Source organism: Streptomyces fractus (assembly GCF_049844455.1).
Classification (GTDB): domain Bacteria; phylum Actinomycetota; class Actinomycetes; order Streptomycetales; family Streptomycetaceae; genus Streptomyces; species Streptomyces fractus.
On the sequence record NZ_JBMYHI010000001.1, the window covers coordinates 355,608 to 378,502 of the forward strand.

General features: G+C 67.7%; 20 protein-coding genes and 6 pseudogenes. 18 read left to right on the plus strand and 8 right to left on the minus strand.

Annotated elements, in window-relative coordinates; genetic code table 11:
• Positions 1 to 29: 29 nt before the first annotated feature.
• On the plus strand, positions 30 to 167 hold the full coding sequence (locus ACP4E5_RS01685) for a hypothetical protein (RefSeq protein WP_425824867.1): 138 nt from the start codon (positions 30 to 32) through the stop codon (positions 165 to 167).
• A gap of 74 nt (positions 168 to 241) precedes the next feature.
• Here the strand turns inward: ACP4E5_RS01685 and ACP4E5_RS01690 are convergent.
• Positions 242 to 1,175, minus strand: a pseudogene (locus ACP4E5_RS01690) (IS110 family transposase).
• A gap of 308 nt (positions 1,176 to 1,483) precedes the next feature.
• Between ACP4E5_RS01690 and ACP4E5_RS01695 the strand changes: the two are divergent.
• The 8 genes and pseudogenes from ACP4E5_RS01695 to ACP4E5_RS01730 form a co-directional block, all read left to right on the plus strand.
• Positions 1,484 to 1,603 (plus strand): annotated as a pseudogene (locus tag ACP4E5_RS01695) (transposase); the annotation flags it as partial.
• Between the two features lie 94 nt (positions 1,604 to 1,697).
• The gene (locus tag ACP4E5_RS01700) at positions 1,698 to 2,048 is read left to right on the plus strand and encodes an IS3 family transposase (RefSeq protein ID WP_425824868.1); all 351 of its coding nucleotides are present in this window, start codon (positions 1,698 to 1,700) and stop codon (positions 2,046 to 2,048) included.
• Between the two features lie 77 nt (positions 2,049 to 2,125).
• Positions 2,126 to 2,410: a DDE-type integrase/transposase/recombinase gene (locus ACP4E5_RS01705; RefSeq protein ID WP_425824956.1), complete on the plus strand. Its 285-nt coding sequence runs from the start codon at positions 2,126 to 2,128 to the stop codon at positions 2,408 to 2,410.
• Positions 2,411 to 2,429: 19 nt separating this feature from the next.
• On the plus strand, positions 2,430 to 3,779 hold the full coding sequence (locus tag ACP4E5_RS01710) for an IS30 family transposase (RefSeq protein ID WP_425824944.1): 1,350 nt from the start codon (positions 2,430 to 2,432) through the stop codon (positions 3,777 to 3,779).
• A 115-nt stretch (positions 3,780 to 3,894) separates the two neighbouring features.
• Entirely contained in the window at positions 3,895 to 3,990 is a 96-nt protein-coding gene (locus tag ACP4E5_RS01715; RefSeq protein ID WP_425824869.1) for an IS3 family transposase, read from the plus strand.
• 255 nt (positions 3,991 to 4,245) lie between these two features.
• A protein-coding gene (locus tag ACP4E5_RS01720) for an IS5 family transposase (RefSeq protein WP_425824950.1) occupies positions 4,246 to 5,042 on the plus strand; the annotation gives its coding sequence in 2 pieces (ribosomal slippage) (positions 4,246 to 4,578 and positions 4,581 to 5,042; 795 coding nt in all).
• Between the two features lie 831 nt (positions 5,043 to 5,873).
• On the plus strand, positions 5,874 to 6,539 hold the full coding sequence (locus ACP4E5_RS01725) for a phosphatase PAP2 family protein (RefSeq protein ID WP_425824870.1): 666 nt from the start codon (positions 5,874 to 5,876) through the stop codon (positions 6,537 to 6,539).
• Between the two features lie 55 nt (positions 6,540 to 6,594).
• Positions 6,595 to 6,715: pseudogene (locus ACP4E5_RS01730) on the plus strand (A/G-specific adenine glycosylase); the annotation flags it as partial.
• Positions 6,716 to 6,771: 56 nt separating this feature from the next.
• Here the strand turns inward: ACP4E5_RS01730 and ACP4E5_RS01735 are convergent.
• Both ACP4E5_RS01735 and ACP4E5_RS01740 read right to left on the minus strand, forming a co-directional pair.
• Positions 6,772 to 6,975 (minus strand): annotated as a pseudogene (locus ACP4E5_RS01735) (IS110 family transposase); the annotation flags it as partial.
• 65 nt (positions 6,976 to 7,040) lie between these two features.
• Positions 7,041 to 8,058 (minus strand): annotated as a pseudogene (locus ACP4E5_RS01740) (HoxN/HupN/NixA family nickel/cobalt transporter); the annotation flags it as partial.
• A 160-nt stretch (positions 8,059 to 8,218) separates the two neighbouring features.
• Here ACP4E5_RS01740 and ACP4E5_RS01745 point away from each other — a divergent pair.
• From ACP4E5_RS01745 to ACP4E5_RS01755, 3 genes are all read left to right on the plus strand, one after another.
• A complete protein-coding gene (locus tag ACP4E5_RS01745; protein WP_425824871.1) occupies positions 8,219 to 9,631 on the plus strand; it encodes a sugar porter family MFS transporter in 1,413 nt (470 codons plus the stop codon).
• Positions 9,632 to 10,329: 698 nt separating this feature from the next.
• Complete coding sequence (locus tag ACP4E5_RS01750) at positions 10,330 to 10,605, plus strand: hypothetical protein (RefSeq protein ID WP_425824872.1); 276 nt, start codon at positions 10,330 to 10,332, stop codon at positions 10,603 to 10,605.
• A complete protein-coding gene (locus ACP4E5_RS01755; protein ID WP_425824873.1) occupies positions 10,602 to 10,988 on the plus strand; it encodes a PIN domain-containing protein in 387 nt (128 codons plus the stop codon). The genes ACP4E5_RS01750 and ACP4E5_RS01755 overlap by 4 nt, the downstream gene beginning before the upstream one ends.
• Positions 10,989 to 11,058: 70 nt before the next feature.
• Here ACP4E5_RS01755 and ACP4E5_RS01760 read toward each other — a convergent pair whose 3' ends face one another.
• The 4 genes and pseudogenes from ACP4E5_RS01760 to ACP4E5_RS01775 form a co-directional block, all read right to left on the minus strand.
• A complete protein-coding gene (locus ACP4E5_RS01760) occupies positions 11,059 to 11,448 on the minus strand; it encodes a transposase (RefSeq protein ID WP_425824951.1) in 390 nt (129 codons plus the stop codon).
• Positions 11,434 to 11,658, minus strand: a pseudogene (locus tag ACP4E5_RS01765) (transposase); the annotation flags it as partial. The pseudogene ACP4E5_RS01765 and the gene ACP4E5_RS01760, both read right to left, overlap by 15 nt.
• A 351-nt stretch (positions 11,659 to 12,009) precedes the next feature.
• The gene (locus ACP4E5_RS01770) at positions 12,010 to 12,906 is read right to left on the minus strand and encodes an IS982 family transposase (RefSeq protein ID WP_425824874.1); all 897 of its coding nucleotides are present in this window, start codon (positions 12,904 to 12,906) and stop codon (positions 12,010 to 12,012) included.
• Between the two features lie 312 nt (positions 12,907 to 13,218).
• On the minus strand, positions 13,219 to 13,497 hold the full coding sequence (locus ACP4E5_RS01775; RefSeq protein ID WP_425824875.1) for a hypothetical protein: 279 nt from the start codon (positions 13,495 to 13,497) through the stop codon (positions 13,219 to 13,221).
• Between the two features lie 233 nt (positions 13,498 to 13,730).
• On the opposite strand from ACP4E5_RS01775, the gene ACP4E5_RS01780 reads away from it, so the two are divergent.
• The 3 genes from ACP4E5_RS01780 (at position 13,731) to ACP4E5_RS01790 (ending at position 16,454) form a co-directional block, all read left to right on the plus strand.
• On the plus strand, positions 13,731 to 14,720 hold the full coding sequence (locus ACP4E5_RS01780) for an ATP-binding cassette domain-containing protein (protein WP_425824876.1): 990 nt from the start codon (positions 13,731 to 13,733) through the stop codon (positions 14,718 to 14,720).
• Complete coding sequence (locus tag ACP4E5_RS01785) at positions 14,717 to 15,553, plus strand: ABC transporter permease (protein WP_425824877.1); 837 nt, start codon at positions 14,717 to 14,719, stop codon at positions 15,551 to 15,553. Before ACP4E5_RS01780 ends, ACP4E5_RS01785 begins: the two co-directional genes overlap by 4 nt.
• A gap of 400 nt (positions 15,554 to 15,953) precedes the next feature.
• Positions 15,954 to 16,454, plus strand: a complete 501-nt coding sequence (locus tag ACP4E5_RS01790; protein WP_425824878.1) for a hypothetical protein — start codon at positions 15,954 to 15,956, stop codon at positions 16,452 to 16,454.
• Positions 16,455 to 16,472: 18 nt separating this feature from the next.
• Here ACP4E5_RS01790 and ACP4E5_RS01795 read toward each other — a convergent pair whose 3' ends face one another.
• Positions 16,473 to 17,945 (minus strand): MFS transporter, encoded by a 1,473-nt coding sequence (locus ACP4E5_RS01795; RefSeq protein ID WP_425824879.1) that lies wholly within the window; start codon positions 17,943 to 17,945, stop codon positions 16,473 to 16,475.
• Positions 17,946 to 18,152: 207 nt separating this feature from the next.
• On the opposite strand from ACP4E5_RS01795, the gene ACP4E5_RS01800 reads away from it, so the two are divergent.
• From ACP4E5_RS01800 to ACP4E5_RS01810, 3 genes are all read left to right on the plus strand, one after another.
• Positions 18,153 to 18,791: a TetR/AcrR family transcriptional regulator gene (locus ACP4E5_RS01800; RefSeq protein ID WP_425824880.1), complete on the plus strand. Its 639-nt coding sequence runs from the start codon at positions 18,153 to 18,155 to the stop codon at positions 18,789 to 18,791.
• A 284-nt stretch (positions 18,792 to 19,075) separates the two neighbouring features.
• On the plus strand, positions 19,076 to 20,776 hold the full coding sequence (locus tag ACP4E5_RS01805; protein ID WP_425824881.1) for a BCCT family transporter: 1,701 nt from the start codon (positions 19,076 to 19,078) through the stop codon (positions 20,774 to 20,776).
• A gap of 216 nt (positions 20,777 to 20,992) precedes the next feature.
• Complete coding sequence (locus tag ACP4E5_RS01810; protein WP_425824882.1) at positions 20,993 to 22,699, plus strand: IS1182 family transposase; 1,707 nt, start codon at positions 20,993 to 20,995, stop codon at positions 22,697 to 22,699.
• Positions 22,700 to 22,895: the final 196 nt, after the last annotated feature.

A 22,895-nucleotide genomic window follows, 5' to 3' on the forward strand; every position in this document is an offset into this window, starting at 1 on the left:
GCATGGTACCTACGCGACCGTAAGTAAATATGCCACTGCTCGGGCGTCTTGTCGGTGGCAGCGAGATGGTGGCGGGTGCTGAGGAGCTTCTTCCCGCCGCGTACGACGTGCACGACACCGGCTTCCCACTCGGTGCGGGCAGCGTCGAGGCGGTGTTCCAGGGGTGAGCTTCCCCGAGATGCGGAGTCTGTTGACAGTGGGTCAGATGGTTCTCATGAGAGACATCCCAGGAGCGTAGATGTCAACTCGTAGCCAATTCCGCGTGATGCGACCAGGTGGTTGCCTCGTCGTAGCGGGTGCCTGTTTTGAGGCATCCGTGGAGTATGCCGACGAGTCGGTTGGCGAGCTGGCGCAGGGCGGCGTTGTGGCCGACTCCGCGGGCTCGTTGCCGCTGGTAGTAGGCGTGGGCGTTGGGCGAGACGCGCAAGGTGCTGAACGCCTGGGTGAGCAGGGCGTCGATGAGCCGGTCGTTGTGGACGTAGCGGGCCAGGGCGACCTTCTTCTTGCCGGAGGCGCGGGTGATCGGGGAGGTTCCGGCGTAGTTCTTGCGGGCCTTGGCGGAGGTGTAGCGGGCGGGGTCGTCGCCGAACTCTGCGAGCACCCGGGCGCCGAGGACGATTCCCAGCCCGGGCTGGGAGAGGATGACCTCAGCAGCCGGGTGCTGCCCAAAATGCGCCTCGACCTGCCCTTGCAGGGCTTTGATCTGGCTGTTCAGCACGTCAAGGACGGCGAGCAGCGCGCCAACGGAGGCGGCGTAGGCGGCGGTGACCGCCTCCGGCTGGCCGAGGTGGTCGGCGCGCAGCGCCGTCTGGATCGCCGCTGCTTTGGTGGCCACATTCCTGCGCCGAGTCGCCGGCAACCGGGCGAAGTTCGTGGCCGTGGGTGCGGACCATGTCGGCCAGCACGTGCGCGTCGCCGGGATCGCTCTTGGCCCCGGAGACCCCCAGCCGGTCGCGGAACCGGGCGGCCTGCAGCGGGTTGACCGCAAGTACCGTGTAGCCCGCGGTGATCAGGGCGCGTACCCACGGACCCCGGTCGGTCTCGATGCCCACGAGGACCTCGACCTCGTCGGCGTCCTCTCCGGCCAGTTCCCCGAGTATCGAGTGCAGCCGGGCTATCCCGGCCACACCCTCGGGCAGCCGGGCTCTGGCCAGCCGCCGGCCGGAGCTGTCCATCACCTCGATGTCGTGATGGTCCTCGGCCCAGTCGTCTCCCACGAACAGTCGCAACGATCCTCCCGCTCTCGATACCGGTCACGTTCAGCAGCCAGCCGGAGAACTATCAGCGACCTAATCAAGCAGTGCTCACGCCGGCAACGGCGGGCACGACATCCCATCAGCGATCAACTCTCCAGGCCGGACGGCAGGGGCACGGTCTCTCATCAGGACTCAACATCCGGGAACAACGAGTGCTCACCTGCCGCCGGCTACCGCCAGGAGTCTGCCGGATGGCCGACTCCCAGAACTGATTAGGAACATCGACCATGGCTGCACCCCGGAAATACTCGCTCGAATTGCGCGAGCGTGCGGTACGGATGTATCGCACCACCGAGCCGAAGCCAGAGATCAAGAAGCTCGCCGTCCAGCTCGGTGTGCACCCCGAGGCCCTGCGGAGAACGTCCAGCTCAAGCGCGCGAACGAGGTCCCGCGGACGGCCTCGGCGTTTTTCGCGGCGCAACTCGACCCGACCCGGCCCAGGTGACGGCGCTCATCGACGAGCATCCCCGCCTGGGAGTCGAGTGCGTACTTCGGGAACTGCGCATCGCCTCCTCCACCTTCTACCGCTGGCGCCGCGCGGAGCGCGATCCGTGCGAGCGCAAGCGCCGGGACGCGGAACTGACCGAACAGATCAAGGAGATCCACGCGGACTCGGGCGGGATCTACGGATCCCCGCGGGTGCACGCCGTGCTGAAACGCCACGGCGTGCATGTCGGGCGCAAGCGGGTCGAGCGTCTGATGCGCGAGGCCGACATCGCGGGCCTCAGCCCACGCCGCAAGGGCTTCACGCGCCGGGACCCGAAGGCCACGCTCGCCCCGGACCTGGTCTAGCGGGACTTCACCGCGCCCGGACCGAACCGGCTGTGGGTCACCGACCTCACGATGATCGCCACCGGCGAGGGGCCCTTGTGGCTCTCTCCGCGATCCGCGACGCGTTCTCGCGACGGGTGGTGGCCTGGGAGACCTCGGCCCGCGCGGACGCCGACCTGGTCCTGTCCTCGCTCGAGTACGCACTGGCCTCGCGCGAGGTCGAGCCCGGACAGCTCATCCATCACGCGGACCGCGGCAGTGAAGGCGGATTCAACTCGTCGTCGCAACACCTTGATTCCGGAGGTGTTCAAGATCGCTACGGAGGACTGGAGCAGGAAGACCGGCGACGCGCCCGAGGTGCTTCGGCGGCAGTGGCGCGCTGACCGGGCGCTGAGGCCGGCGATGCGCTCGCCTGGTCGGCCTGATCCGTCGCGGGTGGTGCAGCGGCAGTTCTGGCGGCTGATCGCCACGGGCGTCACGACGGCTGAGGCATCGCTGAGGGTCGGGGTGTCATGGCCGGTCGGTACTCGGTGGTTCCGTCACGCTGGCGGCATGCCGCCGATCTCTCTGGCCGAGTCCGCCGGCCGCTACCTGACCTTCGAGGAGCGTGAGGAGATCGCGATTCTGCGGGCCCAGGGCAAGGGCGTGAGGGAGATCGCCCGCACGATCGGGCGTGACCCGGGGACGATCTCACGCGAGTTGCGCCGCAACGCCGCCACCCGCAGCGGGAAGCAGGAGTACCGGGCCACGGTCGCTCAGTGGAAGGCCCAACAGGCCGCGAAGCGCCCGAAGACTGCGAAGCTCGCAGGCAACGACAGGTTGCGTGAATATGTACAGGAACGGCTCGCCGGCAGTGTCCGTCGTCCCGACGGCACGATCGTCTCCGGGCCCAGGACGCCCGCGTGGAAGGGGCTGAACAAGCCGCACCGGCAGGACAGAAGATGGGCGACGGCACGGAGCCCGGAGCAGATCTCACACCGCCTCCGTGTCGACTTCCCCGATGATGAGTCCATGCACATCAGCCACGAAGCGATCTACCAGGCGCTGTTCATCGAGGGCCGTGGCGCGCTCAAGCGGGAGCTGGTCATGTGTCTGCGTACCGGCCGGGCGTTGCGCACTCCCCGGGCACGGTCGCAGAACAAGCCGCAAGGGCATGTCACTGCGGACGTCGTCCTCAGTGAACGCCCCGCCGAGGCTGGGGACCGCGCGGTCCCGGGACACTGGGAGGGTGATTTGATCATCGGGACGGGCCGCTCCGCGATCGGCACGCTCGTCGAGCGCAGCAGCCGCTCCACGCTCTTGGTGCACCTGCCCCGACTCGAGGGCTGGGGCACGGTTCCGCCGGTGAAGAACGGCACCTCGCTCGGCGGATACGGCGCGATTGCGATGAACGCGGCGCTCACGACGTCGATGACCCGGCTGCCCGAGCAGCTACGCAAGACCCTCACCTGGGACCGCGGGAAGGAACTCTCCGGCCACGCCCAATTCGCTCTCGACACCGGGACGAAGGTGTTCTTCGCCGATCCGCACTCGCCCTGGCAACGACCGACGAACGAGAACACCAACGGGCTGCTGCGTCAGTACTTCCCAAAGGGCACCGACCTCTCCCGGTGGTCGGTCGCGGACCTCGAAGCCGTCGCCATGGCGATCAACAATCGGCCCCGCAAGGCCCTCGGTTGGCGGACGCCGAACGAGGTCTTCGAAGAACAGCTACGCTCGCTACAACAACCCGATGTTGCAACCACCGGTTGAACTCACCCAATACACCTCCATCAAGATCACAACCCACCTACTCAGAGCGGGAGTTGAGGCTTCGATGGGCTCCGTCGGAGATTCGTACGATAACGCACTCGCGGAAAATCTGTGGATGCTGATCAAGACCGAGTGCGTGCGCGGCCGCGTCTTCGCCACCCGGGCCGAGGCGAACCTCGCACTCTTCGAGTACATCGACGGCTTTCTATAACAGCCGACGCATCCAGAAGCGCCTCGGCTACCTCAGCCCGATCGAGTTCGAGGAGAAGCACTACGCCGACCAGGTACCGGCCGAACGAACGAACCTGAAGCCCCGTCAACCCGCCCTGACCTGCTGATCAGCGACTCCCGAACAGCGGGGGAAGCTCAGTCAGGTTCATATGCCGATAACGCCACCGCTCCCGCAAGGTTACGCACACTTAGAGGTCATCCCAATTGGTGATGCCGGTAGTGTGGCGTTGTGTTGCTGACTGAGCGTCTGGTCCCCGAGGGGCTGTGGGAGTTGTTCCAGCGGGTGGTGCCGGAGGCGCCGACTCGGCCGCAGGGTGGTGGTCGGCGCCGCCATGGTGACCGTGAGGTGTTGGCGGCGATTGTCTTCGTGGCCACGACCGGGTGCACGTGGTCGCAGGTCCCGCCCGTGTTCGGGCCATCCGGGGCCACGGCTCACCGCCGGTTCATGGAGTGGAGCCGACAACGGGTCTGGGCGAAACTGCATCGTCTGGTCCTGGACGAGCTGGGGGCGCGAGGCGAGCTGGACTGGTCGCGGTGCGCGATCGACTCGGTGAACATGCGGGCCCTCAAAAAGGGGACCTGACGGGTCCGAATCCTGTAGATCGGGGCAAGTACGGCTCGAAGATCCACTTGATCACCGAGCGGACAGGGCTGCCGCTTTCCGTCGGCATCTCCGGCGCCAACCTTCATGACAGCCAGGCCCTCGAGCCACTTGTGCGTGGCATCCCACCGATCAGATCCCGGCGCGGTCCACGTCGCCGGCGCCCCGCCAAGCTTCACGCCGACAAGGCCTACGACAACCGTCACCTGCGGGAATGGCTCTGCCTACGCCGCATAACCCCGCGCATCGCCCGCAAGGGAGTTGAGACGTCACAGAAGCTGGGGCGCCACCGGTGGACCGTCGAACGCGCCATGGCCTGGCTCGCCGGCTGCCGACGTCTCCACCGCCGCTACGAACGCAAAGCCGAGCACTTCCTGGCCTTCACCAGCATCGCCTGCACCCTCATCTGCTACCGCAGACTCACCAATTGAGACGATCTCTTAACCGCCTTCCGCAGGAAGCAGTTGGCAACCCCCGCGGTCCAGGCCATCCGGGCGAACCTCCACTCGATACGCGGCACGTCGCATCCACACCGGCACTCGAACTCCTCGAACTCCGATACAAATGCCTGCAGGAGGAGCCCCGTTCGCGCAAGCGGGGAAAAGTTGCTTCCTCCGGCCGTCCCGGTCACGCGGTCCGGAACGGTCCTGGCCCGCCCGCGCTCACCTGCCAAGGTTGCCGGGCGGGCCACACCACAAACTGCGCATCCCGGCCTCCCACGTCTGCCGACCAAAGGCCCAGGAAGCGCAGAAACGGGTGCCGGGCACACCTGTCCCGTTCCACGGCCTGGCACGGTCACACCACCCGGCACACCCGCACACCCCCAGACAGACAACACGCCACTGTCCCACGCCTACCACCGTCATCACCGGGCCGGTGGGCTGCCGGAGGAGCCCGCCCTCCCGCGCGACGTGCCTTCTCCGCCCTGCGCGAGGGCCTGTCGCAGTGTTCGGCCCTCGGCCGACCTTGCAGGACTTGTCCGCCGTGTTCTTGGCGACGAGTTGAAGTGTCCCCGGGCGCGTACGAGTTGTGGACGCTGCGCACCTTCAGGGCCATAACGCCCGCCGTGCAGTCCGGGAGGCTGGAGGAGTCGGCCGGGACCTGGTCCCCGGCGTACCTACCGCCGGACCCGGAACCCGAGCCGCCGGAACCGCCCGACTCGTCGCGGGCAGTGCATCGCCGTCCGGCCGCCGCCCAACCATCACTTGAAGTGACAGTAACGGGGGGCATGCATAACAGGGTCATGCATACTGTCCGTCACCATGGGAACCATCGACTCCGACCTGTATCGCGGCATCCTCGACTTCGCCCACGACACCCCTTCGTGGTTTCAGCACCTCATGGAGGTGTGGACGGAAGTCGGGCTGCTGCTGTTCGCTGTGCTCTTCGTCGTCGCCTGGTGGCGGGCACGGGGCAACGACCCGAAGGCCTTCGCCGTCGCGGTGCTCGCGCCACTGGCCACCGCCGTGGCGTACGTGATCAGCGAGGTGGTCAAGTCGGGGATCGACGAGGACCGCCCGTGCCGGGCCGTCTCCGGAGCGCTGGCCCCGCTGATCGACTGCCCGGCCTACGGCGACTGGTCGTTCCCCAGCAACCACGCCACGATCGCCGCCGCCGCGGCCGTGGGCCTCGCGCTCGCCTGGCCGAGGATCGGCTGGCTGACGGTGCCGATGGCGCTCCTCATGGCGTTCTCCCGCGTCTTCGTCGGCGTGCACTACCCGCATGACGTCGCGGTGGGGCTGCTGCTCGGCACCCTGGTCGCGTTCCTCGTCGTACGCCTGTTGACGCGGCCGGGAGCGCGGGTGACCGAGGCGATGCGGGGATCCGGGAACGGGGTCGTGCGGTGGTTCGCCGGTCCTGGGCCCGCCGGGGCCGGGTACGGCTCGGCGGGCGACGGCCGCTCGCGGCGCGGCACACACCGCTCTTGAACGTCCAGGGGTGACCCAAGGGTGGCAAGTCCGGTGACGCCCCACCGGAGTCCGAGCGGGCCCGTGGGGCGTGATGGTCAGCGAGTTCATGCTCCAGCAGACCCCCGTCAACCGGGTGCTCCCGGTGTACGAGCAGTGGCTCACACGCCGGCCCCGGCCCGCCGCTGAGCGAGCGCAAGCGTGCCGCCACCACGCGCGGGCGCAGGCGGGGGGGGTGCCTCTATGTCCTTCGTCAAGCGAAGCGAGGCGTTCGGGGTTCGTAGAAGGTGCCGTCGCGGAGCATCGCGAAGAGCACGTTGATGCGTTGCCGGGCGAGGCGGAGAAGTGCCTGGGTGTGGGTCTTTCCTCGGGCCCGGCATTTGTCGTAGTAGGTGCGGGAAGCGGGGTCGTGCAGGGCGGCGAACGCGGAGAGGAACATGGCGCGTTTGAGGACGCGGGGGAGGCGATCTCGATGCCGCCGACGGCAAGGGCGACGACAGTGGAGAGCCCGGTGACGGTGAGGTTGTAGTAGATCTTGCGGACCGGGCGGGAGAAGGCCCAGTCGTAGGCGAAGTTCATGAAGGTGCCGTCGATGCTGTCGAGGAGGCTCATGCCGGCGGCGAAGAGGACGGGCAGGACGAGCATCGCGTACCAGGGGAGTTGGAAGGCGGCGGCGCCGGAGGCGAGGACGAGGAGGGAGACCTCGGTGGCGGTGTCGAAGCCGAGGCCGAACAGGAGGCCGACGCCGTACATGTGCCAGGGCTTGCGGACGAGTTTCATCGCGGGGCGGAGGAGGCGGTTGATCATGCCGCGGCGGGCGAGGTGTTCCTCGAGGGTGGCTTCGTCGTAGGTGCCGGCGCGCAGTTGACGGAAGACTTTGTACAGGTCTGAAGACGGCCAGGTTGAGCATGCCGATGAGGAGGAGGAACGTTCCGGAGACGACGGTGCCGATGAGGCTGGTGGTTTGTTGGAGGGTGGAGTCGGGGTTCTCCACCGTGCCGGCCAGGGACTGGATGCCGAGGGCCAGCAGGGCGCAGAGGCCGAAGACGATCGAGGAGTGGCCGAGGGAGAACCAGAAGCCGGTGGACAGGGGGCGCCGGCCGTCGGCGATGAGTTTGCGGGTGGTGTTGTCGATGGCGGCGATGTGGTCGGCGTCGAAGGCGTGGCGCATGCCGAGGGTGTAGGCGGTCAGGCCCATGCCGATGCCGAAGTACTCATCGCCGCCCATGTCCCAGTGGTGGGGTGCGACGAAGAGGAGGAGGGTGCCCCAGCCGAGGGCGTGGAGGAGGGCGACGAAGCCGCCCATGCCGGCCAGGCGTCGCTTCTCGGCCAGGGTGAGGACCTTCAGGTGAGAACGTGGCATTCCTTCACCTTTGCACCCTATGAGGTCGCCACATGAGACGGCTTCTCCTGGCGGGCACCTTGATGCCGGCTGTGAGTGGTACGCGCCAGAGTGCGCGGCGAACGCTGGCCGTCGCGTGTGCCAGCGGCAGCTCATGACCGGAGCAAGCGAAATGCCCCATAGATGCTTTTTATGCATCAGAAGTCCATGAAAATCCTGTGACGACCAGGACCAGCGCCCCAAGCATGCCGGAGAGGCGGAATGGTTGTGTGGTTCCGCCCGCGGGCGGCAACGGAGCTGCGCGCGGTCCGGTGCCTGCCCGGTGCGGGAACCGGCCGACGAACGGAGTATGTGCACGATGGCAGGCACGCAAGCCCGGACCGGCAGTCGTCCGGCGGCCGGGGAGCACCTCGGTCACGTGATCTTCATCGCGGCTGCGGCGGCGATGGGCGGATTCCTCTTCGGCTACGACGCATCGGTGATCAACGGTGCGACAATGGCGATCCAGGACCAGTTCTCCCTGAGCTCCGGGCAGCTGGCCCAGGTGGTGGCGACCTCACTGCTCGGCTGCGCGGTGGGCGCGGCACTGGCTGGCCGGATGGCCGACCGGATCGGCCGGATCCGTGTCATGCAGATTTCCGCGGTCCTCTTCGCGGTCAGCGCGGTCGGATCGGCACTGTGCTTCGGGGCCTGGGACCTGGTGCTGTGGCGGGTCCTGGGTGGTCTCGCGACCGGCATGGCCTCGGTGATCGGCCCGGCGTACATCGCCGAGGTCGCCCCGCCCGCCTACCGGGGCCGTCTCGCCTCCTTCCAGCAGGCCGCCATCGTGCTCGGCATCGCCACCTCCCAGCTGGTCAACTGGGCGATCATCGAAGCCGCCGACGGGCAGCAGCGCGGCCAGATCGCGGGCCTGGAAGCCTGGCAGTGGATGCTCGCCGTCATGGTGGTCCCGGCCGTGGTGTACGGACTGTTGTCCTTCGCCATCCCCGAGTCGCCCCGCTTCCTGGTCTCCGTCGGCCGCCTCACCGAGGCCCGCCGCGTCCTAGCCGACATCGAGGCCGCCCCCGAGACCCTCGACGCCCGGGTCCATGAGATCCAGCAGAGCCTGAAGAGTGATCACAAGCCCACCTTCAAGGATCTGCGAGACAGGAATTTCGGTCTCAAGCCGGTGGTCTGGATCGGTATCGGCCTCGCCGCGTTCCAGCAGCTCGTCGGCATCAACGTGATCTTCTACTACTCGTCGATGCTGTGGCAGTCGGTCGGCATCGACCCCTCCAGCTCGTTCTTCTACTCCTTCGAGACCTCGCTGGTGAACATCGTCGGCACCGTCATCGCGATGACGCTGGTGGACCGGATCGGCCGCCGCCCGCTCCTCCTTTTCGGTTCCGTCGGCATGACCCTGTCCCTGGCCGTCTGCGCCTGGGCGTTCTCCTACCAGAACGCCGCCGGCATCCTGCCAAGCCTTCAAGGCACCGTCGCCCTGATCGCGGCCAACGTCTTCGTCCTCTGCTTCGCGACGTCCTGGGGAGTGGTCATGTGGGTGCTGCTCGGCGAGATGTTCCCCAGCCGGATCCGCGCCGCCGCACTCGGTCTGGGCGCTGCCGTGAACTGGATAGCGAACTGGCTGGTCACGGTGACGTTCCCCGGCATGTCCGAGTGGAACCTGTCGCTCTCGTACATCTTCTACGCCGTATTCGCCGGACTCTCCATCCTCTTCGTCCTCAAGTTCGTCCCCGAGACCAAGGGCAAAGCCCTGGAGGAGATGGGCTGAGAACGCGGTCCAGCCGGCCCTCGCCTGACGTATCGGTCGGCGAGGCGCCGGCGGACCCTCTTAAACCTTCCGGTTACGCATAAAAAGTGCACATATGATGCTATTGCTGTCACTCCGAAGGCTGCGCAACCATTCATCGCCCTACAGCAGGAGGCGCTTCGCGCCCGGCTCCCCTTCTCTGACGCCCCTCACTTCGAGGATGCGGCACGCGGTCTGATTGCGCGCCGCACACCCAACGCTGTCACCGCCGATGACGGCCGCGTCGTATGGGACAACGACGCCTACTCCTTCCTCGCCGGAGAGGCCCCTGCCACCGTCAACCCGAGCCTGTGGCGACAGTCCCAACTGGGTGTAGTTCGACTCCGGGGAAGCGTTGACCGCCTACCTCTTCCGCGTCGGGGAGAACCAGATGAGAGGCATGATCAAACAGGTCCGACCACACCTTGAGGACCTCGGCCACCATCCAGAACCCATCCCCGCGCGGCTCATTGACCCCAGCGACCTCGCGGCCGTCAGATGACCAGAGCGACAAGAGCCGTATGACGCCAACGTCACGTACGGATCTGTGGGAGCCCGGGGCTGAGATGCCCCGGGCTACCCGACCATCTGCTCCTGCCCACAGCGAGGGTGCACAGTGAGTCGGGGCTGCACAGCGGGCAAGGCCCCGTTGCGGGGCTACCAGCGGTAGACTCTGGGGCATGGAGGAGTCGAAACGAACCAGTATCAAGACCACGGAAGCCGTCCGGGACCGCCTCAAGGTTCTGGCGGAAGAGCGGCACATGACGGTGACCGCGCTCCTCGAGGAACTCGCTGTCGGCGAGCTGACCGAGGCCGAGCGCGAGCAACACGCTCAGGCTGCCGCTAGCGAACTCGGCGTCGATTACACCCCGAAGGTGAAGGCGGCCGGAGCTTCGGCCTGGGAAAAGATTCGGGCCCACCGGAAGGCCGAGAGTGGCGGCGGCCGCGCCGCGTGAGTGACCACACCGAGATCGCGGCCCTGGACCACACGGCGTTGATTGCGCTGTACGACGCCGACGAGTTCTTCACCGGCCTGTACATCGAAGCCAGCCATCAGCGCGGGCGGATCGTGATCCCCGCTGCCAGCGTATGGGCCGCCGAGCTCGCCCGCGCCGGCGCCGGAACTCACGCGGCCCGGCTCCACCACGTCGAACACCGGCCCTTCACCACCGACCACGCCGTACAGGCGGTGGCCTGGCCGCGCACCGAGATCGCTGCTGCCCACCCGGCGGCAATTGCTTGGGAGGCCGGACTCGCCGGCACTCCGCTCACCGTGCTCTCTCTGCAACCGCACCTGTACGCAAGTACGGGCATCATGCCGCTGAATCCACGCGAATGAGGGCAGCGGACGGGGCCGCGTCCAGTCTGCGGTGTAAAAGCACGCAAGGGCTGGTTCCGTGGGGTTGATGTTACGCGGCCTTGGTGAGGGACACGCTGGGGCGGGGTGCGAGGTGGATCACGTCGGCGGGGTGGAGCAAGTCGGTGCGCATGCGCTCGAGTTGGCGTAGGCCGGTGGGGGTGGTGGTGAAGCCGCGCCGGCCGGACGCTGCCCGGTCCAGGACGGCGAAGGCGAGGGAGATGCAGGAGGTCTCGCCGGGGAGCCGGCCGATGACCTTCACCCGTCGCCGGGTTTCGCCGAAGGTCCGCTCGATGAAGTTCGAGTGCCGGATCCTCTTGTGGTGCTCGGCGGGGAATCGCAGGTAGGCGGTGAGCGAACTCCGGTCGGTGAGCAGGGACGTGACCGCCGCCGGATACGTCTTCTCCCCGTGGGCGGCGAAGTCGTCGATCCGGTGCTCCACGTCCCGGGTCGACAGGCCGCGCACGAACGAGGCGATCACCAAAGACTCCAGCGCGTTGGTGCGGGTCACGGACTTGCCGAACAGGCGGGAGGCAAATGCCTCCGTGGTGCCCCGCAGCTTCGGGCGCGCGACGGTGACCGGGCCCGGGCCCGAGGTCGTCTTGATGGTCGTGGTGCGGTGGCCGTTTCGGTGACCGGCCCGCACCACCGGCGCGGCCGTCTGTTCTGCCTCGTCGGCGACGTCACCGGCCTGGGGGCGGCGTCGGTGCGCGGGTAGCGGGCGCGGCCGAGGAACTCATCGACCTCGGCCTCCAGGGCGGACTGGATGATCAGCTTCGCGCCGAGGCGGGCGACATCCTCCAGACAGTCGGCCAGCGGCCGCCCCTGGGCGAACACGGCATCGATCTCGCTTCGGATGGCCTCGGTCGGGGATACTCGACGAGTTACGGGCGTGCGTCCTTCCGTACGAACTTTGGACGGTTCAGTACGAAACCTACGCTCATGGCGCTTTTACACCCTCACCTGGACGCGACCTGCCACTAGACGAGTAGTTCCGATGTGTTCAGTGATCGAATGCGGTCAGCGACCGCAGGACCGGCGCACCGGTCTTGTGGTTGTGCCAGATAGCTGAGGCCATCGCGAGGATGCGCTGGGCGATGCGGACGGCGACGCCCTCGAAGGTCCGCCCGCCGTGCTGTTCCAGGTCGAGCTGGCCCTTCAACGTGTCGTTGACCGACTCGATCAGCTGCCGTACCGACTTCAGCAGCGACTCGCCCTTGCGGCGTTTCTCCCGCTTGAAGGACGGTCGGAGCAACTCCGCGCCCTGGAAGGCGAGTTGGGACTCGAATTCCCTGGAGGTGAAGCCCTTGTCGGCGATGACGAGCAGGCCGGGCCGGTCCGCGGTCAGGTGCGGTTCGCGATCCAGCATCGCGGCCAGGACCTCCCGCTCGTCGACCTTCGGGTTCGCGAGTGCCCAGGCGATCGGCATCCCGGTCGACGTGCAGACCAGGAACAGGCGCAGGCCCCAGTAGAACCGCGAGTGTGAGGCGCAGTATCCGTATCCGGCCCAGCCGGCCATGTCCGACCGCTTCACCGTCGGCCGCGACATCCCGCACGGCACCGGCGTGGACTCGACGACCCAGTGGTTGTCGAACCAGAAGTCGGTGTCCGTGGCCAGCAGCCGTATCGCTTGCTTGACCAGCGGCAACGCTGCCCGCAGCCGCTTGTTGTAGCCCGGCCGCCGGGGCAGGTACGGGAACATCGCGCCAAGGTTGGCGTGGGCGAAGCGCAGCCAACGGGCCTCCGAGGCGAAGCCCAGCAGCGCCTGCGCGACGGCCAGGCAGACCAGCTCGGAGTCGCTCAACTGCGGGGGCCTGCCCAGCCATCGGGTCCCTCCGATCTCGTCGTCGATCTTCACGTACAGTCCGGTGATGAGGGCGTCCAGGTTTTCGTTCGTCACAAAACGATCTTGGGCGCCCTCGTCATGTCTCCAGGCAGACACTCAGCATTTGGAACTACTCGTCTAGGCGAATCCGACTCTTCGCACTAGCGGAAACAGCCTGACCTGCACCGATACCTCGCGGCACCCCCGCGAAGCCCTCTCAACTGTGGAACGCAGGCAAAGCACCCAGCACGGCGAGCAGGGATGCGGGTACGGTCGGATCCGGAGGCATCGGCGGACCCCTTCTTCGGGAGGTGGTGCAAGCACCGCCGATGCTTCCCTACTGTCCGCCCCCGGTGCAGGCCAACGCCCACAGGTCACCTGCGCGAGCTATCCGCCTGACGGTAGGTCAGAACAGCGAAAGTCGAGGTCGTCGAAGCGTTCGTTGTAACGGGAGATGGGCGATTTGGCCTTGAGGGTGCTCGCCCGCCGGCGCCGGGACGGGAGAACGGCGGCCAGAACGCTGCGCCCGAGGGGCGGGGCGGTTCCGGTCACGAGGACGTCGGCGGCTCGGACGACCTGATCGCGGGCGGCCTGGAGGGCGACGGTGAAACTGCAGCGATCCGGGTCGGTGTCCGGTGTGGACTCGGCGGCCTCGACCATGGCCATCCGGAGGACTTGCATAGAGGGTGAGTAGAGCCCATATCTCCTGCGTGATTCCGGCAGGGTCCGCCGACCTCAGCCGGCGTCCGGCCATGCGTGTGTGACGGAGCGCGTAGAGGCACCCCCGGTGGGCCATTGGCCTTCACATTGAAGGGGCTTACGTCACTATTCTCTTTTGTTCGATCCCGTTATCGGCCAGCTGCCATTCGAATGTCAGTATTGCGTGGCACTTTGGGGGCATGACGCGAATCACCGAAAACGCCGTGGAGGTCAGGGGCCTCAAGAAGCATTACGGCGAGACCAAGGCGCTCGACGGCGTCGACCTCGATGTGAAAGAGGGCACCGTCATGGGTGTCCTCGGGCCGAACGGCGCGGGCAAGACGACCCTGGTGCGCTGCCTGTCCACTCTGATCCAGCCCGACTCGGGCACGGCGTACGTGGCGGGCTACAACGTGGTGCGCCAACCGCGCGCCACCCGCCGGGTGATCGGGCTGACCGGGCAGTACGCCTCGGTCGACGAGAAGCTCTCCGGTTGGGAGAACCTCTACATGATCGGCCGGCTGCTCGATGCCTCGAAGGGCGACGCCAAGAAGCGCGCCGACGAGCTGCTCGAGCGGTTCTCGCTGACCGAGGCCGCCAAGCGGCCCGCCAAGACCTACTCCGGCGGTATGCGCCGCCGCCTCGACCTGGCCGCCTCGATGATCGGCCGCCCGTCCGTCCTGTACCTGGACGAGCCGACCACCGGCCTCGACCCCCGTACCCGTAACGAGGTGTGGGACGAAGTCCAGCGCATGGTCGACGAGGAGGGCGTCACCGTCCTGCTCACCACCCAGTACATGGAGGAGGCCGAGCAGCTCGCCAATGAGCTCACCGTCGTCGACCGCGGCCAGGTCATCGCCGAGGGCGGTATCGAAGAACTCAAGGACAAGGTCGGCGGCCGCAAGATCAGGATCCGCCCGTCCGAGCCCGCGCAGCTCGCGGCGATGTCCGACGCCGTCGCCGAAGCAGGGCTCGACGGGCTCGGTGCCACGCAAGTCAGCGACGACGCACTGTACGTGCCGATCTTCAGTGACGAGCAACTGACCGCCGTCGTCGGCCTGCTCGGTGCGCGCGGCTTCGGCCTCGCTGACATCGCCACTGAGCTGCCCAGCCTGGACGAGGTTTTCCTGTCCATCACCGGCAACGAGCCGGCAACCCCCGACACTGAGCACAAGGAGGTCGCTGCATGAGCGCGGCAACCGCAGCGCCCCCCACCCGTAAGCCGGCTGCATCCGACACGGATGAGCCCTCCATCGGGCTGATGGGCAACCTTCGCCACATCGGTGCGCTGGTCCGTCGCAATCTGCTGTGGATCCGCCAGGACCCCGAGTCGATGTTCGACGTCATCCTGATGCCGATCGTCTTCACGCTGCTCTTCGTGTATGTCTTCGGCGGCGCCATCGCCGGCAACGGCAACCAGGAGACGTATGTCAACTACATCATTCCCGGCATGCTCGCGATGCAGGGAATGCAGATCGCGATGGGCGTCGGCACGGGCTTCAACCAGGACTTCCAGACCGGCGTCATGGACCGGTTCCGGTCACTGCCGATATCGCGCTCCTCGGTCCTGATCGCCAAGATCATCGTTGAGGTCATCCGGATGCTGGTGGCCATCGTCATCCTGCTGGCCGTCGGCTTCGCGCTCGGCCTGACCGTGAACACCTCGTTCGTCGCCCTGCTGGCCGCGGTCGGCCTGGCGCTGCTCTTCGGGTCCTCCATCATGTGGATCTTCCTGATCATGGGGGTCACCATGAAGAGCGCGCAGGCGATCCAGGGGATGGGCTTCCTGGTCATGATGCCTCTGCAGTTCGCCTCGTCGATCTTCGCTCCGCCGTCCACCATGCCGGACTGGCTGCAGACCTTCACCGACTGGAACCCTCTGTCCACGCTCGCGGACGCCTCCCGCGGCTTGATCGACGGCGGCCCGGTCGCGCACAGCGCCTGGACCACCATCGGCTGGTCCGTGGTGATCACCATGATCTGCGCGCCGATCGCGATCCGGAAGTACAAGACCAAGAGCTGAGGCACAGAGCCGGCATGGCTGGCCGCATCGGCAGCTGCAGGAGTTGCTCACGGCCGTATCGGCCGGGGCGGGAGATCTTCGAGGGTGGAGTCGGTGCGGGCGAAGCTGAGGCGGCTGGCGCGGCGGCGTGGGCTCACCGAGGACGGCCCGGGCCTGTTCGCGCCGGCCGCGGACTGTGAGCGGGCCGGGCGGTTCGGTGCGGGATCTGGTGGCTGAGAACTCTTCTTCCTGGGTCGGGAAGTGCCAACAACCCGCGGAGGAAGAAGAGTCCGGTGGAACGGGCTTCCTCACCCAACCCGGACGAGGCCGCTACCAGGGACGGGCTTAACGCCCTCTGGGTGACACAGAGCGCAGTCCTGAAATCGCATGTTTGTCCGTTATCGCCCATAGGATCTGTCGTATGCCTGAGCAGACAATTCCTTCTCCACCGGAGTCACCGGTGGCCGACGAGGGCAAGGCGCTCGCCGCCGACCTCCTCCTGGCCTACCGGCACGGCAACCAGCTCGCCTTCGACGATCTGATCGCCAAGGCCGGCACCGACGAGAGGTCCGGCTATCTCATCGGCGCACTGTGCTGGATAGCCAATGAAGGGGTGCGCCGTTCCCACCTGCCCGCCGCCGCGGACCAGGTCCTGCGGCACCTGGCCCGGCGCGCCCCGGACCCGGAGAGCGCCCGCGACGTCCTCACCGACGAGGAGGGCGCCCCCGAGACGGCTCTGCTCCTGACCGCAGTGGCCTGCGAAGACACCGAAACCGTAAGGGAGTTGGTGCGCTCCACCCCCGACACCACCTTCCTCCTCGGCAAACTGCTCATGGCGTTCGCGCTGCTGCTGCCCGAGGTACGCGAGGGCGCCTTCGAGGAAGTCGTGGCGCTGCTTCGCGAGCAGGGGACGGACTCGTAGTCGGCGCGCTCCTCGCTCTCAGCGCGCCCGCACCGCCTTGTCGTGCGTACGCAGAACGGTCACCGCGATCAGCGAGACCGTGGCAAAGCAGCCGGCCGCGATCAGGAAGAGCGTGGTGAAACGGTCCTCCGCCGGGAGGGACAGGCCCGGTACGGCAGTTGGTACCGGGTCGGAGGTGAGGAGCGTGGTGATCACTGCCGAGGCGACGGCGCTGCCGACCGAACGGGCGATGGAGTTGATGCCGTTGGCGATGCCGGTCTGGTCGGCGGGCGCCGCAGCCCCGATCAGGGAGGGCATGGTCGCGTATCCCATCGCGGTCGCCGAACCGGCCAGCACGCCCGCCGCGATCACGTCGAAGGTCGAGTTGTGGGCCAGGCCCAGCCAGACGAATCCGGCCGCACCGATCAGCCCGGCGGCCGCGAGGACCGGTGCCGGACCGAGCCGCCGCGCGAGCAGCCCCGCGACCGGTGCCACCACCAGGCCGCCGAGGCAGGCCGGCAGCAGGTACTCCGACGACGCCCGCAGCGCCGAGGCCCCGAACCCGTAACCCGTCAACTGATCCGGGATCTGTGCGATATAGGACACCCCGATCAGGGCCACGAACATCCCGAAGCCGAAGAAGAGGCCGGCCAGGTTGGTGAAGGCGACTGGCTTGAGGAAGAAGGTGCGCAGCTCCACCAGTGGCGCGCGGACCCGCGACTCGGTGATGAGCCAGAGGGCCGCCAGCGCGGGTGTCGCGCAGAACAGCCCGATCGTCCACGGGCTCGACCAGCCCCAGTCGCCGCCCTCCGAGACAGGGAGCAGCAGGGTCACCAGGAACGCGCCGAGGGTGAGCGCGCCCAGCCAGTCCACCCGGCCGCGCGGTACCGCGTCGTCCTTGGGTACGCAGACGACGAGTAGTACGAGTGCGAGCGCGGACAGGGCGGCGAGCAGCCAGAACACCGCGTGGTAGTCGGCGTTGGGGCCGTGCGTGAGCAGGCCGGTGGCGACCATCGAGATGCCGGCGCCGAGCAGGAGCGCCGCGCTGATGACGGCCAGTGCGGTGGGCACCAGGCGCCGGGCCACCGACTCCTGCACCACCGAGAAGGCGATCGGGAACATCGCGGTCGCGGCGCCCTGGAGCACCCGCCCGACGATCAGCCAGGCCAGCGAGGTGGTGAGCGCCGCGAGTAGCGACCCGGCGATCATCAGCAGGAAGAGAGAGGTCAGCGTCCTCTTCTTGCCGTACTGGTCGCCGACCCGGGCGAGCAGCGGGGTGGCGACGGCCGCCGAGAGCAGCGCGGCCGTGGTCGCCCAGTTGATGTTCGCGGCGCTCGTGTGCAGTTGCTGTTCGAGCAGCGCGGGGATCGGCACCAGCTGCGTCTGTGTCATCGCCACCACGATCGCCGCGAACGCGAGAGCCAGGACGGTGCGGCCGTCGTGGCGGTGCGGGGTGTCGTGGTGGTGCACGGGTCCTGGGGTGGTGGGTGCCGGTCGGGTCGTGGCGGGCATGAGAAGGGCGGTCCGTTCCTGCTGTCACTTCAGCGCGAAGGCGAATGAAGAGTAGAAAGCGACATATCCGAAAGAATCGAAGAAAACAGAAGAAGGTGGCGTAATAGGGCGAACGTAACATATCGGATAGAGGTCCCTATCGGATAGCAGTCCCTATCGATGCAAGCGGCCCCCTGCAAGACGTCCCTCCCGAATGGAAGACCGCCCATGCCCAAGAACCCCACCCGCCGCCGCCCGCAGACGGTCGCCGCCCTGCTCGCCGGAGCCTTCGACGCCTTCGCCGAACGCGGATACCACGGCGCCTCCATCGGCCACATCTGCGAGCGCGCAGGCCTGACCACCGGCGCCTTCTACTCCAACTTCGCCACCAAACAGGACCTCTTCCTCGCCCTGTACGACCGGGTCGTCGCCGAGCGGATGGCCCGGTTCGAGGCCCATGTGCGCCACGTGCTCAAGCCCGGGGGCAGTCCCGGGCCGGCCGCCGTCGACGACGACCGCGAGCGTCAATGGGTGATGATCTCCGCCGAGTTCGGCCTGCTCGCCATGCGCGACGCGACCGTTGCCGAGGCCCTAGCGGAGCGTGAGGCCGCACGTCACCAGGGGGTTGGCGCCATCTTCGGCCGCATCCTCACGTCCTGGGGCCGCACCAGCGACCTCCCTCCCCGCGACCTGGGACGCCTCGCCCTGGCCGTGCACGAGGGGCTCGCCGCCCAGCGGTACACCACCCCCGGCCGCCCGCCGGGCGCGTACGAGAGCCTCGAATGGGACGTCCTGCCAACCGTGTTGCGTGCGCTGTCCGTACCGGACGGGAGACAGAAGAAGTCGCAGAAGAAGCCGAACACGTAACGGCCGGCCCGCGTGTACCCGCTCCGGAGCCCCGGCCGGTCCGGGCGCCCAGACCCGTGTCGCGCAACACCCGCCACCCGCAGAGCGATACCGGCCACCAGCGTCCCGCTACGCGACGTCGTGCCGAGCAAGTCCTGGCCACGCCAAACGTCTTCCTTGGATTCACGGAGGGGGCCGTCGGGGGATAAAGAGCACCAACTCCCGGCGCCGAAGTCTGTCCCTCGGGCGGGGAACCGGCCGGGAGCCTACTCCCACGCCCCGTCCACCTGCCTACGGTGACCGATATGAGTAAGGAGCACCATGATCCCGAGCTCACCGTCCGCACCGACCCCGGCGCCACCGCTCCGGCCCCGCACGCCCCACCTTCCGCCGACGCGGGCCTCGACGCAGGCCCCGGGCTCGGTCCCGACGCGGATACTGGTGCCATCAATCGCCCCGACCGCTTCCTGGTCCTGTTCGGCCTGATCCTCGTCCTTGCCGTCGTCGTGTGGGCGTTGCTCTGGCCCGGCTCCTTCTCCTCGGCCTCCTCGGCCGTACTGGGCGAGGTCCTCACCAACTTCGACTGGCTGTTCGTCCTGGCCGCCGACACCTTCCTGGTCCTCGCCGTCTGGCTGGTCTTCAGCCGATTCGGCCGCATCCGCCTGGGCAAGGACAGCGATCGTCCCGAATTCAGCCGGCTGGCCTGGATCGCGATGATGTTCAGCGCCGGCATGGGCATCGGCCTGATGTTCTACGGCGTCGGCGAACCGCTCCAGCACTACATGGACCCCGGCCCCGGCGCCGAAGCGATCGGGCAGACCACCAACGCCGCCCAGTCCGCCCTGGAGTACTCCCTCTTCCACTGGACGCTCACCCCCTGGGCGATCTACGGCGTCGCCGCCCTCGCGCTCGCCTACTCCTGCTTCCGCAAGGGCCGCGGCAACACCATGTCCGCCGCCTTCGTCCCTTTCATCGGCGAGCGGCGCGCCCGCGGCTGGCTGGGCAAGGTCATCGACCTGCTCGCCGTGTTCGCAACCGTCTTCGGCACCGCCACCTCGCTCGGCATCGGCACCCTTCAAGTTGCGCAGGGCCTCGACATCACCACCGGCATCACGCAGACCGAGGCCGTCGAGATGATCATCATCATCGCGCTGACGGCCGCGTTCGCCGCCTCGGCCTTCTCCGGCCTGAACAAGGGCGTGAAGTGGCTGTCCACGCTCAACGTCATCCTGGCCGCGCTGCTGATGATGTTCGTCTTCCTCTTCGGCCCCACCACGTACATCCTCGATACGATCCCGGCCTCCGTCGGCGGCTACCTGGACAACCTCATCCCGATGGCCACCCGAACCGATGCCTTCAGCGACCCGTCCTGGATGGGCTCCTGGACGATCTTCTACTGGGCCTGGTGGATATCGTGGGCGCCCTTCGTGGGCACGTTCATCGCCCGTATCTCCAAGGGCCGTACGATCCGTGAATTCCTGGTCGGCGTGCTTCTGGTGCCCTCCGGCGCGACCGTCGTCTGGTTCTGCGTGATGGGCGGCACCGGCCTCCACCTGGCCGAACAGAACGTCACCGCGGTCGTGAACTCCGCCTCCGACGCAGAGGCCTCCCTCTTCGCCGTACTCGACCAACTGCCGTTCGGCGCGGTCACTTCCGTCCTGGCAATGATCCTGGTGATGACGTACTTCATCACGTCCGCCGACTCCGCATCGCTGGTCATGGGCTCGCTCACCTCACGCGGCGCCCTGCACCCCCGTCGCTGGCTGGTCGTCACCTGGGGCCTGGTGATGTCCACAGCCGCGGCCGCCCTGCTGCTCGCGGGCGGGCTGGACGCGTTGCAGAGCGCGACGATCGTGGTCGCCCTGCCATTCGTACTGGTCCTTCTGGGCATGTGCGCCGCGCTGGTACGGGAGTTGCGCGCCGATCCGGCGGCGGGACCGGGACGCAGGGAACGGGCGCGGGCGCGGTCGCAGAAGGAACCGGTGCCCGGGTCCGGGTCTGTATAGGGATCGGGTCTTCCAAGATCGTCTTAGGCGTTGACCAGCGGCGCGGATGGCCACTTGAGAAGGCCGAGCTGGCGCAGGTGCGGATGGTCGGCACGGCCATACCGCTGGCACCTGAGCTTGACTCTGTCGGGGATCTTGGAGTTTCCCGGCGTGGCAGCATGATCAACGGGCATGCTCGGGTGGTTCCGCCGACCGATGCAGTTGTCGAGGTGCCCGTTGTCCCTGCGCCCGCGTTCCGGTGAGCACGTCCCGTCTCTGACTGCGCAGGTCGCGCGGGCGAGCAACCCGGGTGGTACGACGGCGATATGGGTACGCGACCGCCTCGATGGGCTGTGGTGCGACGAGGACTTCGCCGACTGGTATCCCCGCGACGGGCGCCCGGGTCTCTCACCTGCACAGCTGGCCACCGTCTGCGTGCTGCAGTTCCTGCTCGGACTGTCGGACCGGCAGGCGGCCGAGGCGGTGCGCTGTCGCATCGACTTCAAGTACGCCATGGCCATGGAGCTGGACGATCCCGGCTTCCACCACAGCGTGCTGGCTGACTTCCGTGACCGTCTCACCGAGGACGACCGCGCTGACCGGCTCCTGGACCTCGCGCTGGCCCGCCTCAAGGAGGCCGGTCTGGTGCGCGAGCGCACCACGCAGCGAACCGACTCCACCCACGTCCTGGCCGCGGTGCGTGACCTGACCCGCCTGGAGCTGATCACCGAGGCGGTCCGCGCCGCGCTCGAAGAAGTCGTCGGCAGCGCCCCGAACCTGCTCGATGAATTGGTCGATGAGGACTGGGGGCGCCGCTACGGCCGGCCGGTCCGCCTGGGCAAGAACCCCACCAAACCGAAGACCCGGATCCTTGCCACCGGAGGTGACGCCGTCCGGCTCCTGGAACACCTCTACCGGCACGGCACGGACCGCACGTCCGGTCCCCGTGTCCAGGCTCTGCGCCAGATCATGGTGCAGAACTACCACCATGACGCCGCAGGACACCTGCGCTGGCGCACGGCCGAGAAGGAAGACGGACCCGGGCTGCCGCCCTCGTCGCGGGCGATCGTCTCGCCCTACGACACCTCGGCCCGCTATGCACGGCACGGACACATCATCAGCTGGAAGGGGTTCTCCGCCCACTTGACCGAGACTTGTGCTGCGGATGGCCCCAACGTGATCACTGACGTGGCCACCACAGCGGCTACCACCCACGACAGCCAGATCCTGCCGGGCATCCACACCCGTCTCGCCCGACGCGGCCTGCTGCCCGCCGAGCACCTGGTCGACGCCGGCTACACCTTCCTGCCCCACCTGGAACAGGCCGCCCGCGACCACCAGGTCACCGTCTCCGGGCCGCTGAAGAGCAACCCCACCCGCCAGCACCGCCGAGGCGAGGGCTTCGCCCGGGACGACTTTCACATCGACTTCGAGCGTCGGCAGGTCACCTGCCCCCAGGGGCAGGTCAGCGCGGGCTGGCATGGCCCCTACCCGACCTCCTCACCCACCGCGGCCCCGCTGATCGTGGCACGGTTCACCAAGAGCCAGTGCCAACCCTGCCCGGCTCGCGCTCAGTGCACCACCTCCCGCGAAACCCACCGCACCGTGGGCTTTCCTCCACGAGAGCTCCGCGACCTGCAACTCCGCGTCCGCACCGAGCAACAGACGCCCGAATGGAAGGCCCGCTACGCCGTCCGCTCCGGAGTGGAGGGCACGGTCAACGAGTTCGCCCACGGACACGGCATGCGACGCTGCCGCTACCGAGGACAGGGAAAGGCCCACGTCCAGCACGTCCTGACGGCCATCGCCGTCAACATTGAGCACCTCAGCGGACTACCACCGACCGAACAAGCCCCCACACCCCGGCGACCGACTGCCTTCCAGAGCTACCTCGATCAACGCGAGATACCCCGGCCGAAATCCTGGCGCACCCTGGGGACTTGACCTGCCAGCTCCAAGATCCCCGACAGAGTCAAGCTGAGAGGCTGTTGTCTTTCCGTACTTGATCGTCGGGTTCGCGCTGGTCAGGCATAGTGTGATGGGTTCTGTGGCAGCAAGGACACGTCGTGTCGGTGCGGTCGTGGAGGTGCGGGATGCCGTCGGTGATCGGGCTGCTGGAGGAGCGGGAACGAGCGCTGCT

Coding starts and splice junctions, on each gene's coding strand:
- ACP4E5_RS01685 (WP_425824867.1), top strand. CDS start 30: ATGCCACTGCTCGGGCGTCTTGTCGGTGGCAGCGAGATGGTGGCGGGT.
- ACP4E5_RS01785 (WP_425824877.1), top strand. CDS start 14,717: ATGAGCGCGGCAACCGCAGCGCCCCCCACCCGTAAGCCGGCTGCATCC.
- ACP4E5_RS01775 (WP_425824875.1), bottom strand. CDS start 13,497: ATGGCCATGGTCGAGGCCGCCGAGTCCACACCGGACACCGACCCGGAT.
- ACP4E5_RS01805 (WP_425824881.1), top strand. CDS start 19,076: ATGAGTAAGGAGCACCATGATCCCGAGCTCACCGTCCGCACCGACCCC.
- ACP4E5_RS01790 (WP_425824878.1), top strand. CDS start 15,954: ATGCCTGAGCAGACAATTCCTTCTCCACCGGAGTCACCGGTGGCCGAC.
- ACP4E5_RS01715 (WP_425824869.1), top strand. CDS start 3,895: ATGCTGATCAAGACCGAGTGCGTGCGCGGCCGCGTCTTCGCCACCCGG.
- ACP4E5_RS01710 (WP_425824944.1), top strand. CDS start 2,430: ATGCGCTCGCCTGGTCGGCCTGATCCGTCGCGGGTGGTGCAGCGGCAG.
- ACP4E5_RS01725 (WP_425824870.1), top strand. CDS start 5,874: ATGGGAACCATCGACTCCGACCTGTATCGCGGCATCCTCGACTTCGCC.
- ACP4E5_RS01800 (WP_425824880.1), top strand. CDS start 18,153: ATGCCCAAGAACCCCACCCGCCGCCGCCCGCAGACGGTCGCCGCCCTG.
- ACP4E5_RS01780 (WP_425824876.1), top strand. CDS start 13,731: ATGACGCGAATCACCGAAAACGCCGTGGAGGTCAGGGGCCTCAAGAAG.
- ACP4E5_RS01745 (WP_425824871.1), top strand. CDS start 8,219: ATGGCAGGCACGCAAGCCCGGACCGGCAGTCGTCCGGCGGCCGGGGAG.
- ACP4E5_RS01795 (WP_425824879.1), bottom strand. CDS start 17,945: ATGCCCGCCACGACCCGACCGGCACCCACCACCCCAGGACCCGTGCAC.
- ACP4E5_RS01750 (WP_425824872.1), top strand. CDS start 10,330: ATGGAGGAGTCGAAACGAACCAGTATCAAGACCACGGAAGCCGTCCGG.